Origin of the sequence: Saccharothrix sp. CB00851 (genome assembly GCF_001905065.1) — a bacterium.
In the GTDB taxonomy this organism is placed as follows: Bacteria; Actinomycetota; Actinomycetes; order Mycobacteriales; family Pseudonocardiaceae; genus Actinosynnema.
Window position 1 is genome coordinate 297,773 of the sequence record NZ_LWLC01000034.1, and the last position, 12,507, is coordinate 310,279.

Sequence of the window (12,507 nt, forward strand, 5' to 3'; positions counted from 1 at the left end):
CTGCCCAGGGGCCCGTGGAACCCGCGCCTCCGCCCATTCGGCGCCGCCGCCCACCCATCGCCGCCGGCACCCACCGCCGCCGGCACCACCGCCGCCGGCACCACCGCCGTCCACCGCGTCACCGGTCCGTCTGCCCACCGCCGCCATCGCTCCACCGCCCACCGTGCCACGCCCCCACACCATGGCCCCACACCACGCCCCCACACCATGGCCTGACCGTCCAACAGCGCACGCACTTATCCACAGCCGAGGCCGGCCAGGCCGAACTTGTCGGTCCCTTCTGGCAGGATCAAAAACAGGGATCCCCTGGGCGGGGACCCCTGCGAAGCAGCGCCATACCGCGCCGACGTCGACCACAGCGCCAGGTCACGGCGGCCGCCCGTGGCCGGTTGCCGACGAAGCGAAACGTGATCGTCGGGGATCGGCGCGAGCGGTCGGCCTGGGGTGAGCGGGGAGATGTCGGGGCGGCGCGATCCGACACAGCCCGGGAGCACCCCGCATGACCGACCTCGTCCGCTGCCCGTGGGGCGACAGCACGCCCGACTACATCACCTACCACGACACCGAGTGGGGCGTGGAGCTGCGTGGTGAGGCGGAGATGTTCGAGCGGATGGCCCTCGAATCGTTCCAGTCCGGCCTGTCCTGGATCACCATCCTGCGCAAACGCGAGAACTTCCGGGCCGCGTTCGCCGGCTTCAAGCCCGAGCTGGTGGCCGCGTTCGGACCGGCCGACTTCGACCGGCTGATGGCCGACGCGGGCATCGTCCGCAACCGGGCCAAGATCAACGCCACCATCAACAACGCCCGCGCCGTCGCCGAGCTCGACGTGCCGCTGGACGACCTGCTCTGGTCGTTCGCCCCCGAGCACCACGAACGCCCCGCCACGATCGCCGACGTGCCCGCCGTCACACCCGAGTCGAAAGCGATGGCCAAGGAGCTCAAGCGCCGCGGCTTCGTGTTCCTCGGACCCACCACCTGCTACGCGCTGATGCAGGCCACCGGCATGGTCGACGACCACATCGCGACCTGCTTCCGCGCCACCTCCTAGCAGCTACAACCCGTGAGCAGGCACTACTTGCCGGTGAACGTCGGCTTCCGCTTCGCCACGAAAGCGGCCACGGCCTCGCGGTGGTCGGCGGTCGCACCCGCCTCCGCCTGCGTGCGCGCCTCCACCTCCAACGCCGCCGCCAGCTCACCGGAGAACGCCATCGCCTCCTTGATCTTGGCGTAGGCCGTGGTCGGCCCGGCCGCCAGCTGGCGGGCCAGCGCCTGCGCCGTCGACAGCACCTCGCCGTCCGGCACGACCTGCCCCACCAGGCCGATCCGCAACGCCTCCTCCGCACCCACCGGCTGCGCGAGCAGCATCATCTCCATCGCCCGACCGTGCCCGATCAACCGCGGCAACGTCCACGACGCGCCCGAGTCCGCGGTCAACCCCACGTTCGCGAACGCCATCAGGAACTTCGCCCCGGCACCCGCCACCCGCAGGTCGCTCGCGAACGCCAGCGACGCCCCCGCGCCCGCCGCCATCCCGTTCACCGCCGCGATCACCGGCTTCGGCATGCCCACGATCGCCTTGATCAACGGGTTGTAGTGCCGCTCCACCGTGTGCAACGGCGCCGGGTCGCCCGCCTCCAGCAGCGCGACGTGCTCCTTGAGGTCCTGACCGGCGCAGAACGCCCTCCCCGCCCCGGTGACGACCACCGCCCGCACCGCGTCGTCCGCCGCGGTCTCGACCACGGCCTCCAGGAACCGCTCCTTCAACGCCACCGTGAACGAGTTGAACGACTCGGGCCGGTTGAGCGTGAAGGTGCGAACACCGTCAGCGTCGTCGATGAGGAGTTCGGACACGGGGTGACCTCCGGTTAGTGGTGTGCGAGGCAGTCGTCGACGAACTTGGCCACCGCGGGCGCGAGGCGGTTGGTGTGCCGGTCGAAGAACTCGGCCGCCTCCGCGCCCGGCCAGTCGGCGGGCAGCAGCTCACGCGGCAGGCCGGGGTCGCGGAACAGGAACTTGCGCCACGCGTGCAGGAACCGCTGCGAAGCCGCGAACGCCGACGGCGGCGACGTACCGTCCACAGCGGACATCACCGGCTCCCACTCCGCCACGAACCGCGCGTAGTCCCGCCCCAGCGTGCCCAGGTCCCACGCCCGGCCCGCCAGCTCCGCCGGGTCGCCCTCGTGCTCGCCGAGGAACGTGCTCGCCCGCACGCCCTCGCCCGCCAGCACGTCCGCCAGCTCCGGCGACGAGCGCGGCGCGATCCACGTCACGGGCCCCAGCGCGCCGTAGCCGAGCAGTTGCAGCGAGGAGGCGAGCCGGTCGCGCGCCTCACGCGCGGGCAGCTCCTCCAGCACCACCACGTGCCACCGACCGTCCCAGGTGGACGGCCGGGTGCGGTAGATGCGGGCCGCCGCCTCGTCCAGCCGGCGTTCCGCGCGAGGTGTCATCGCGTAGCCGGGACCGTCCGGTAGGCGGACAGGTTCCAGCCAGCCCTGCCGCACGGTGCGCGACACGGCCGTGCGCACGGCGGGCGCGGCGAAGTCCAGCGGCTCCAGCAACCGGACGAGCGCGGCGATCGTCGCCGCGCCACCCCGCTCGCGGAGGTGGCCGCCGTAGACGTCGAAGAGCGCGGAACGGGCTCGCACGAGAGCCGAGTCTGTCAGGGCGACCCCGCGACACGCCACAGAGCCGAGATCGGTCACGACCAGGTGACGGTCGGCGGCCGGACCGGAAGTCGTTGGGGCACGGCGATCCTGGCGCTGATCTGCGACTTGGTGAAGATCGCCAAATGGTCACCGGGCGGCCGGAAAGATCGGTTCGGTTTCGCTGCCGAGTCCGCATAGGGGAGAATGGGCGGAGTATCCGGCCCTGGTCGGACGGGGAAGATGTTGACGGAGGGAGCACGCGATGGCGGCCATGAAGCCCCGGACCGGCGACGGTCCCCTCGAGGTGACCAAGGAGGGGCGCGGCATCGTGATGCGCGTTCCGCTCGAGGGTGGTGGGCGCCTCGTCGTCGAGATGTCGGCGGATGAGGCCAACGCCCTGGGCGACGCCCTCAAGGCAGCCGCCGGCTGACCAGCCGGACCGAGAAAGCGTCGACGCCCCGGTTTCCACTGTGGAACCGGGGCATCGCTACGTCGTGCCGCGCCCCGTGACGCGAGCGCGGGACGTGCCCTGACAACGTGCCCCGACCAGGCCGCTCACCTGCGGCTTGGCTCACCAGCCCCTGCCTGACGGCCCGATCCGGAGGTCCCCCGTGCGAGCACCCCTGCCCACCCCGCTGGTCACCGTCGAGGTGGCCGACACCCTCCGGCGAGGTGTGCCCGCGGTGCTCGTCGCGTTCACCGGCGACCCGGTGCGGCTGGGGCCCGGCGGTGAGGGCGTGGTCGACCTGGACGACGTGAGCGGCAAGGCCGGTGCGACGTCCAGGCAGGGGCGGGCGTGGGTCGTCGGCGTCGGCGACGGTGAGCCGGGTGACTGGCGCAAGGCCGGTGCGTCGCTGGTGCGGGCGTTGCACGCGGACGCCGAGAAGGCGGGCGGGACGACGTTCGACGTGCGGCTGCCGGAGGACGTGACGGCGGCGGCCGTGGCGGCGTTCACGCTGGGCGCGGCGGTCGGCGGGTACCGGTTCAAGGTCAGCGGCGAGGAGCCGCCGAAGCGGGTGAAGTCGTTGCGCCTGGTCGCCGCAGGTGCCGGGTCGGCGGGTGCCGGGTTGGCGGAGGCCGTGCGCAAGGCGAACACGCTCGCCGCGGCGACGTCGCTGGGGCGCGACCTGGCGAACACGCCGTCAAATGTGAAGGATCCGTCGTGGCTGGCCGCGGCGGCGGTCAAGGCGGCCCGGGCCGTGCCCGGTCTGCGGGTCGACGTCCGTGACGAGAAGTGGCTGGCCGAGCAGGGGTTCGGCGGCGTGCTGGCGGTCGGTGGCGGATCGTCGCGGCCGCCGAGGTTCATCGAGCTGACGTGGCCCGGCACCGACTCGGGGCTGCCGCACCTGGTCCTGGTCGGCAAGGGCATCACGTTCGACACCGGCGGCATCTCGATCAAACCGGCCGACGGCATGCACCTGATGCGCACGGACATGTCCGGCGGTGCGGCGGTCATCGCGGCCCTGGTGGGGATCGCGCAGCAGAGCCTGCCCGTCCGGGTGACCGGCCTGGTGCCGACCGCCGAGAACCACGTGTCCGGCTCGGCCTACCGACCGGGTGACGTGATCACCCACTACGGGGGCACGACGACCGAGGTCACGAACACGGACGCGGAAGGCAGGCTGGTCCTCGCCGACGCCCTCTCCTACGCCGTGCGCAACCTGCGGCCGGACGTCCTGGTGGACGTCGCGACGCTGACCGGCGCGATGAAGGTCACGCTGGGCGTGCGCACCGGGGGCCTGTTCGCCACCGACGACGACCTGGCAGGCCGCGTCGCCGACTCGGGCGCGAGGGTCGGCGAGTCGTGGTGGCGCATGCCGCTGCTGGAGGAGTTGGCGGAGGACGTCCGCAGCGACATCGCCGACGTCCGCCAGTGCCCACCGGGCCCCGGCGGCATCACCGCCGCGCTGTTCTTGAAGGAGTTCACCGGCGACGTCCCGTGGGCCCACCTGGACATCGCCGGCCCCGCCCGCGCCGACAAGGTCTACGACGAGGTGGTCGCCGGAGCCACCGGCTTCGCCGCCCGAACCCTGATCGAACTGGCCGAGACCTACACCCAGCCGAACACGATCGGGTGATCATGGCCCGAAAATGTACGGAAACACCGTTACCGTCCCTCGGTTGAATCGAGGAACCGCAACCCCCCAACGACCCCACCACCCAACGACCCCACCACAACGGCCACGGCGGTGACCCGCGACGAGCCCCAGCGACCGGCCCACCGACGGGCACCCACCGACGGGCACCCACCGACGGGCCCCGGGCGACGGGCCCCGGGCGACGGCGCCAGCGGCAGGCCTGAGCGACGGCGCCAGGAGGGCGGGACCCGCGACGGGCTCCGGCGCAGGGCCGCAGCGTGGGCTCCGGCGGCGGGACCCGGCGGCGGGACCGCAGCGGAGGTGGGGAGGCCGGGGGAGTTGCACCCACGTGCAGAGCGGCCGCAGGCGGACCTGGCGACCGGCCTGGCGCGCGGGGTGCAGGGAGACCCGGCGGGGCGGGCGCGCAGGTGTGAACGACCTGGCGGCGACCCTGGGCGTGTGGGTGCGGGAGGCCCAGCGGCCGGTGTGGTGTGACTGTGGGCGAGACCCGGCGGCGGGCGTGGTGTGCGGGTGTGGAGAAGGTTCGGCGGCGGGTTCGGTGTGCGGGTGTGGAGAAGGTCCGGCGGTGGGTTCGGTGTGCGGGTGTGGAGAAGGTCCGGCGGTGGGTTCGGTGTGCGGGTTTGGGCGAGGCCCGGCGGGGCGGGCCAGGCGCGTAGGTGCGGCGGAGGTCCGGCGTCGGGTGTTGCGTGTGGGTGCGGGGAGGTCCGCTGGCCGGTCTGGCGGGCGGGGGTGGGGAAGGTCCGGCGGCGGGCTGGGCATGGGTGTGGGGAAGGGGCGTGGCGGGCGGGGGTCGGTGTGGGTGGGTCAGGAGGAGGGTGGGAGGGAGAGTGCGTGGTCGCGGAAGGCTTGGACGGCTGGGGTGAGTGGGGTGTTGGTCGGCCAGGCGAGGGCGATCTCGCGGGACGCGCGTGGGGTGAGGGGGATTTCCGGCAGGCCCGAGGGTGAGTCGGCGTGTGGCAGGAGGGCGACGCCCAGGCCGGCGGCGACCAGGCCGCGGACGGTTTCGGTTTCTTGGCCCTCGAAGGCCAGGGTGGGGGTGAAGCCGGCTTCGGCGCAGAGGTCGTCGGTGATCTGGCGCAGGCCGTAGCCCGGTTCCAGGCCGACGAACTCCTCGCCCGCCAGCTCGGCGACCTCGACCGACGCGCGGCCGGCCAGGTGGTGGCCCGGGGGGACGACGAGGATCAGTTCCTCCTCGCGGATGACGGCGTGGGTGAACGCGCGATCGGTCGGTGGCGGTGAGACGAGGGCCAGGTCGACGACGCCGTCGGACAGGTCGGTGAGGATGTCCTGGCGGGAGTTCTGGACCAGGCGGAAGCGCACGGACGGGTGATGTTCGCGGAACGTGCTGACCAGGACCGGGACCAGGGACCTGCCCAGCAGGTGCAGGAAGCCGAGCGCGACCTGGCCACGTTCGGGTGACACTTCTTCGGCGGCGGCGCGGTGGCCGGCTTCCAGGGCGGTCAGGGCGCGGTCGGCGGCTTCGCAGAGTAGGCGGCCTGCCCTGGTCAGGCGGATTCGGCGACCCGATCGTATGGCCACCGGTGCGCCGAGCGATGCGCTCAGTGAGGCCAGCCAGCGGCTCACCGTCGGTTGCGGGACGCCTGCGACCTCGGCGGCGTGGGTGATGTGCTCGTCGGCGGCCAAGGCGCGCAGGACCGCCAGTTTCGCGACCAATTCATCCATCACCGCATGGATTCTGGCAAACTGGTGCATTGGACGCATGGATTAGCGTCGAAGACGTGCCAAGCCGCCTCACCACGTCCGTCGCCGCCACCGGCCTGGCCACGTTCGCGCTGCTCTACGCGCCGCAGTCGGTCCTGCCCGACATCGCGGCCGAGTTCGGCCTCACCCCGGCCGAAGCATCCCTCGCCATCAGCGCCGCCACCGGCGCGCTCGCCCTCGCGATCATCCCCATGGCCGCCCTCGCCGACCGCCACGGCCGCGCCCGCATCGCCCTCGCGGGCCTGGCCCTGGCCGCCGCGGGCGCGGTGATCAGCCTCCCCGGCCACGTCGCCGCTATCGCCGTCGGCCTCACCCTGTTCACCGGCGGTTTCTTCGCCGCCCACGCGGTGGCGAGCGGCTGGGTCGGCGCACGCGCCCCCGAACACGCCCGCGGCCAAGCGTCGGGCGTCTACCTGTTCGCGTTCTACGTGGGCAGCAGCACCGGCGGCACCGCGGGCAGCGCCGCCTACCAGGCCTACGGCTGGCCGGGCCTGATCGTGTTGATCATTGCCTGGCTGACACTCGCCGCGGTGGCCGTCGTGGTCGCGCAGAGGGCACAGCAGAGGGCACAGAAGACCCAGAACGCTCAGAAGTCCAGCGGCACCTCGACCCCCGCGCCACCCGCCACCGCGGCCTCACCCAACTGCGGCAACGTCACCGTCCCCGGCGCGACCGACACCGTCGCCGAGCGCACGTCCTCCGGCACCTCGAACACGACCGCCACCGGGAACGCGTCACCGCCGTGACGTGCACCCACCTGCGGCGCCGCCTGCCCGCCCGGCACGGTCAACGTCACCAGCGGCGCGGTCTGGCCGGCACCGACCACGCTCGGCAGGCCGTGGCCCACCAACCGCAACTCCACCAACGCCTTTCCGGCGCCGGCCGTCGCCAGCTCGTACTGCCCGTCCGCCGCCGCCACCGGCCGCTGCCGCCCCAGCCGCGCCCGCACGACCTCCAGCGTCCCGGCCGACGGCCCCACCGTCACGGGCGTCGCCACCGAGATCTTCTCCGGCCCCGGAAGACGACGCAGCACCACCGGCGCCTCCCCGACCACCTGCCCGGACGGCACCTCGACCCGCTGTTGCAGCGACTTCGCCCCCACCGTGTCGAGCACCAGCGACTCCGGCCCGCCCGCGACCGGCACGGTGTAGACGATCAGCGCCGACCCGTTGTCCGGCAGCCGTTCGGCGGGTAATCGGTGCCGCCGCCCGGGCACGTCCAGCGACAGCTCCGGCGGCTGCGGCAGCCAGCCGCGCCACGGTGTCTGCGCGAACGCCGAGTCCACCTCGCCGTGCCGCGTCACCCGGACCCGCAGCACCCGCAGCGCGACCCCGTGCTCGGCCCGCAGGTCACCGTCCGCCGTCGGCCACACCGACGGCGACGAGTAGCCCGTCACCTGCACCTCGAGCTGGTCGTCGCGCACCATCGCGGACGCCGCGTCGAGCATCTGGCCGTCATCGGGCAGCACGGCCAGGAAATCCGGCCCCGCCTGACCGACGCCTTGGTCCGCGTCGGTCACCCGGCCGTCGGTGCGCACCAGCTTCCCCACCGGTGTGCTGCGGGCGCCCTGCGCGGGCACCTGTGGCGGCTGCACCTCCAGCCGGATCCCGGACGCGGTGCTCTCGACCTTCTTCATCGGCACCGGCACCCAGTCGGTGGCCGCGGCTGTGCCCGGCACCTGCACGGGACCGCACCACAGCCGCGTGTCCACCTCGAACTCCTCGCCGGTGCGGGCGAACCAGCAGCTCACCGCGTCACGGCCGGTCCGGGCCACGTACCCGAACGACAGCGTGTAGCTCAACTCGGCCTCGGCCCGCGCCTGCAGGCCGGGCGCGTCCAGCACCGCCTCTCCCTTGATGGTCAACCTGACCTGCTCCGCGCTGAACGCGGGCGTGGCACACCCACCGGCCACCAGCGCGAGCAGGAGCACAAGCCACCGCATACCGCCCCCAGTAGTTGCCCCTACTGGTTAAAGGCGGTCGGCACCCCATACCGTTGCATCACGATCTGGTGACGGGCGTCACAGTCTGCGGTCGAATGATCACTTCACGCTGCTCAACGCCGCCTCGTAGACCGACACGGTCTGCTCGGCCACCGTCGCCCACGAGAACTCCTCGACCGCCCGCACCCGCCCGGCCTCACCGAACGCCGCCGCCCGCGCCGGGTCCCCGAGCACCTCGTTCACCGCGTCGGCCAACGCCACCCGGTACGCGTCGACGTCCTTCTCGTCGTAGTGCACCAGCAGCCCGGTCCGCCCGTGGTCCACGACCTCCGGGATGCCGCCGACGTCCGACGCCACCACCGCCGTGCCGCACGCCATCGCCTCCAGGTTCACGATCCCCAGCGGCTCGTAGACCGAAGGGCACACGAACACCGTGGAGTGGCTCAGGATCTGCCGCACCTCGGCCGGCTGGAGCATCTGCTGGATCCAGAACACCCCCGGCCGCGACGCCGCCAGCTCCGCCACCGCCAGGCGCGTCTCCTCGGCGATCTCCGGCGTGTCCGGCGCACCCGCGCACAGCACGACCTGCGCGTCCGCCGAGATCCGGTGCGCGGCGGCGACCAGGTGCCCGACGCCCTTCTGCCGCGTGATCCGCCCGACGAACGTCACGATCGGCCGCGCCGGGTCGATCCCGTGCCGGATCAGCGCGTCGGTCTCGGAGACCGGGTGGTAGGCGGTGGTGTCGATGCCGTTGCGCACCACGTGCACCCGCGCCGGGTCCAACGCCGGGTAGCAGTCCAGCACGTCGGCCCGCATGCCCTCGCTGACCGCGATCACCGCGTCCGCCGCCTCGTACGCCGTCCGCTCCACCCACGACGACACCCGGTAGCCGCCGCCCAGCTGCTCGGCCTTCCACGGCCGGCGCGGCTCCAGCGAGTGCGCGGTCACCACGTGCGGGATGCCGTGCAGCAGTTTCGCCAGGTGACCTGCCATGTTGGCGTACCAGGTGTGCGAGTGCGCGAGCTGCACCCCGCCCAGCGCGGCCGCCATCTCCAGGTCGACTGACAACGTGGCCAGCGCGGCGTTCGCCTGTTCCAGGCCGTGCGCGGGGTTGTGCGCCCTGGCGTCCGCGCGCGGCCCGCCGAAGGCGTGCACGTCCACGTCCACCAGTTCGCGCAGCCTCGGCACCAGGAAGCCGACGTGCACCCCAGCGCCGCCGTAGACCTCCGGCGGGTACTCCCGTGTGAGCAGTCCAATTCGCACGACGCTCACCGTAACCCGGTAGCCGGGTGCGGCCGGGTGAACGAGCGGAGTCCGGGTCGCTTCGCCGTTGGTGGGCCGGTGGTCACCCGGTTAGGGTCGTTGCTGTGAAAGGGCAACCGCACGTTCTAGGAATTGTCCTCGCCGGTGGCGAAGGCAAACGGTTGTGGCCGTTGACCGCCGACCGGGCAAAGCCGGCGGTGCCCTTCGGCGGTAACTACCGGCTGGTGGACTTCGTCCTGTCCAACCTGGTGAACGCGGGTTTCGTCAAGCTCTGCGTGCTCACCCAGTACAAATCCCATTCCCTGGACCGGCACATCTCCACGACCTGGCGGCTGTCCAATGTGCTCGGGCAGTACGTCACGCCGGTGCCCGCGCAGCAGCGGCTCGGGCCGCGCTGGTACACCGGCAGCGCCGACGCCATCTTCCAGTCCCTGAACCTCGTCAACGACGAGAAACCCGAGCACGTGATCATCTTCGGTGCGGACCACGTCTACCGGATGGACCCGGGGCAGATGGTGGAGCAGCACGTGGCGACCGGCGCGGGCGTCACGGTGGCGGGCATCCGGGTGCCGCGGGCGGAGGCCAAGGCGTTCGGCTGCATCGACTCCGACGCGTCCGGGCTGATCACGCGGTTCCTGGAGAAGCCGTCGGACCCGCCGCACGTGCCGGACGACCCGGAGGTCACGTTCGCGTCGATGGGCAACTACGTGTTCACCACCGAGGCGCTGATCGACGCGTTGCGGTCGGACGCGGCGAACCCCGACTCCGACCACGACATGGGCGGCGACATCATCCCGATGCTCGTCGACCAGGGTCAGGCGCACGTCTACGACTTCGCCGACAACAAGGTGCCGGGCGAGACCGAGCGGGACCGCGGTTACTGGCGTGACGTGGGGACCATCGACGCCTACTACGAGGCGCACATGGACCTGGTGTCGGTGCGCCCGGTGTTCAACCTCTACAACCAGGCGTGGCCGATCCGCACGGCGACCCCGCCGCTGCCGCCCGCGAAGTTCATCGCCGGCGGCAGCGCCGAGGACTCGATGGTGGGGCCGGGGTCGATCATCTCCGGCACCATCCACGGGTCGGTGATCAGCTCGGACGTGGTCGTGGAGTCCGGGTCGGTGGTGCAGGGCAGCGTGCTGCTGCCGGGCGTGCGGATCGGGCGCGGCGCGGTGGTGCGGCGGGCGATCCTGGACAAGAACGTGGTGGTGCCCGACGGGGCGTTGATCGGGGTGGACCCGGCCACGGACCGGCAGCGCTACACCGTCTCGTCCGGCGGGGTGACGGTGCTGGGGAAGGGCGTCACGGCGCTCTAGGTCACCAGCGGGTGGCCGGTGGTCGCGTCGACGTGGTCGGGGATCTCCTCGTGGGGGTCCCCGACGGTCGACGTTCCGGTGGGCTCGATCATCAGGATGCGCGCGCCGGTGCTCGACGACGGCTTGTGGCGTGCGCCCTTCGGGACGACGAACACGTCGTGCGGCCTCAGGTGCACCGTGCGGTCGTCCAGGGCGATGTCGAGTTCGCCTTCGAGGACGAGGAAGAACTCGTCGGTGTCGTCGTGGACGTGCCAGAGGTGCTCGCCGCGGACCTTGGCGACGCGGATGTCGTAGTCGTTGACCGTGGTGACGACGCGTGGGCTCCACAGGGCCTCGAAGCCCGCCAGTGCCTCGGCCAGGTTGATCGGATCCATGACGTCGATGCTGCGCCGCGCGGTCGCGGGGGCGTGAGTGCTAGGAATCGCACATGGCGCCAGGATCCTCGCACCGCGTGGTGATGATCGTCGACTCCGGTTCGAACCCGTTCGAGATGGGGGTGGGGACGGAGCTGTTCGGTCTGCGCCGGCCCGAGCTGGGTGGGCGCCCGTGGTACTCGTTCACGTTGAGCGCGCTCGGGCCGGTGCGGATGAACCACGGCTTTTTCACCCTCACGGGTGTCCCCTCTCTGGGGGAGGTGGAGCACGCGGACACGGTGATCGTGTCCAACCGGCCGGACAGCTGGATCCGACCGCCGGAGCCGTTGCTGGCGGCGGTTCGCCGGGCGCACGACCGGGGCGCCCGGCTGGTGAGCTTCTGCACGGGGGCGTTCACGTTGGCGCACGCGGGGCTGTTGGACGGTCGGCGCGCCACCACGCACTGGCAGTGGGCGGGACTGTTCCGGGAGATGTTCCCGCAGGTGGAGTTGGTGCCGGACGTGCTGTACACGCGGGACGGGCAGGTCTACACGGCGGCCGGGAGCGCGGCGGCGCTGGACCTGGGGCTGCACCTGATCCGGGAGGACCACGGCACCGAGGTGGCCAACGCGGTGTCCCGGCGGCTGGTGTTCGCGGCCCACCGCGACGGCGGCCAACGGCAGTTCGTGGTCCGGCCCGTGCCCGAGGTGCCGGACGACTCTCTGGCCGAGGTCCTGACCTGGGCGCGAGCGCGATTGGACGAGCCTCTGACGGTGGCCGCGATGGCGGGCCGTGCCGCCGTGAGCCAGGCGACCCTGCACCGCCGGTTCCAAGCGGAACTGGGAACCACGCCCCTCGCCTGGCTGACCGCCGAACGGGTGGATCTCGCGCGAAGCCTCATCGAGCGAGGCGAGTCACGCCTGGACATCGTGGCGCGCCGGAGCGGCCTGGGCTCGCCGTCGAACCTGAGAACCCACTTCCACCGCCGCACCGGCCTGACCCCGAGCGCCTACCGCGACCGCTTCGGCCCTGGTCGGGGCAGCCCTTCGCCAGTTATCCACAGCTCGCCGCCGAGCACCGCGAATCGTCGGACCGAGCCGGCAGGATAAAAGCAGGGGTCCCCTGGCGGGGACGCCTGCGAAGCGACGCCGGGATGCGATGCCG

The 12,507-nt window shown here is 72.3% G+C and carries 11 protein-coding genes; 6 read left to right on the plus strand and 5 right to left on the minus strand.

Annotated elements, in window-relative coordinates:
- The first annotated feature begins 499 nt into the window (after positions 1-499).
- A complete protein-coding gene (locus A6A25_RS30200) occupies positions 500-1,048 on the plus strand; it encodes a DNA-3-methyladenine glycosylase I (protein WP_073895949.1) in 549 nt (182 codons plus the stop codon).
- A 23-nt stretch (positions 1,049-1,071) separates the two neighbouring features.
- Here the strand turns inward: A6A25_RS30200 and A6A25_RS30205 are convergent, their stop codons facing one another.
- Both A6A25_RS30205 and A6A25_RS30210 read right to left on the minus strand, forming a co-directional pair.
- The gene (locus tag A6A25_RS30205; protein ID WP_073895951.1) at positions 1,072-1,851 is read right to left on the minus strand and encodes an enoyl-CoA hydratase-related protein; all 780 of its coding nucleotides are present in this window, start codon (positions 1,849-1,851) and stop codon (positions 1,072-1,074) included.
- A gap of 14 nt (positions 1,852-1,865) precedes the next feature.
- Complete coding sequence (locus tag A6A25_RS30210) at positions 1,866-2,645, minus strand: PaaX family transcriptional regulator (RefSeq protein ID WP_073895953.1); 780 nt, start codon at positions 2,643-2,645, stop codon at positions 1,866-1,868.
- A 262-nt stretch (positions 2,646-2,907) separates the two neighbouring features.
- Here A6A25_RS30210 and A6A25_RS30215 point away from each other — a divergent pair, with 262 nt between their 5' ends.
- On the plus strand, positions 2,908-3,075 hold the full coding sequence (locus tag A6A25_RS30215; RefSeq protein WP_012783412.1) for a DUF3117 domain-containing protein: 168 nt from the start codon (positions 2,908-2,910) through the stop codon (positions 3,073-3,075).
- 181 nt (positions 3,076-3,256) lie between these two features.
- The gene (locus A6A25_RS30220; RefSeq protein WP_083668789.1) at positions 3,257-4,723 is read left to right on the plus strand and encodes a leucyl aminopeptidase; all 1,467 of its coding nucleotides are present in this window, start codon (positions 3,257-3,259) and stop codon (positions 4,721-4,723) included.
- Positions 4,724-5,548: 825 nt separating this feature from the next.
- Here the strand turns inward: A6A25_RS30220 and A6A25_RS30225 are convergent.
- Entirely contained in the window at positions 5,549-6,427 is an 879-nt protein-coding gene (locus A6A25_RS30225; RefSeq protein ID WP_073895955.1) for a LysR family transcriptional regulator, read from the minus strand.
- Between the two features lie 56 nt (positions 6,428-6,483).
- On the opposite strand from A6A25_RS30225, the gene A6A25_RS30230 reads away from it, so the two are divergent.
- Complete coding sequence (locus tag A6A25_RS30230) at positions 6,484-7,212, plus strand: MFS transporter (protein WP_073895957.1); 729 nt, start codon at positions 6,484-6,486, stop codon at positions 7,210-7,212.
- 1,295 nt (positions 7,213-8,507) lie between these two features.
- On the opposite strand, the gene glgA is transcribed toward A6A25_RS30230, so the two are convergent.
- Positions 8,508-9,671, minus strand: coding sequence for a glycogen synthase (gene glgA / locus A6A25_RS30240; protein ID WP_073896191.1), 1,164 nt, complete (start codon positions 9,669-9,671; stop codon positions 8,508-8,510).
- A gap of 104 nt (positions 9,672-9,775) precedes the next feature.
- Here glgA and glgC point away from each other — a divergent pair, with 104 nt between their 5' ends.
- Complete coding sequence (gene glgC / locus A6A25_RS30245) at positions 9,776-10,990, plus strand: glucose-1-phosphate adenylyltransferase (RefSeq protein WP_073895961.1); 1,215 nt, start codon at positions 9,776-9,778, stop codon at positions 10,988-10,990.
- Here the strand turns inward: glgC and A6A25_RS30250 are convergent.
- Positions 10,987-11,364 carry a cupin domain-containing protein gene (locus A6A25_RS30250; protein WP_073895963.1) on the minus strand — a complete coding sequence of 126 codons (378 nt, stop codon included), beginning with the start codon at positions 11,362-11,364 and terminating at the stop codon, positions 10,987-10,989. The genes glgC and A6A25_RS30250 overlap by 4 nt on opposite strands.
- Before the next feature lie 53 nt (positions 11,365-11,417).
- On the opposite strand from A6A25_RS30250, the gene A6A25_RS30255 reads away from it, so the two are divergent.
- Entirely contained in the window at positions 11,418-12,452 is a 1,035-nt protein-coding gene (locus A6A25_RS30255; RefSeq protein ID WP_083668791.1) for a GlxA family transcriptional regulator, read from the plus strand.
- Positions 12,453-12,507: the final 55 nt, after the last annotated feature.

Coding starts and splice junctions, on each gene's coding strand:
- A6A25_RS30200 (WP_073895949.1), top strand. CDS start 500: ATGACCGACCTCGTCCGCTGCCCGTGGGGCGACAGCACGCCCGACTAC.
- A6A25_RS30215 (WP_012783412.1), top strand. CDS start 2,908: ATGGCGGCCATGAAGCCCCGGACCGGCGACGGTCCCCTCGAGGTGACC.
- A6A25_RS30225 (WP_073895955.1), bottom strand. CDS start 6,427: ATGGATGAATTGGTCGCGAAACTGGCGGTCCTGCGCGCCTTGGCCGCC.
- A6A25_RS30250 (WP_073895963.1), bottom strand. CDS start 11,364: ATGGATCCGATCAACCTGGCCGAGGCACTGGCGGGCTTCGAGGCCCTG.
- A6A25_RS30255 (WP_083668791.1), top strand. CDS start 11,418: ATGGCGCCAGGATCCTCGCACCGCGTGGTGATGATCGTCGACTCCGGT.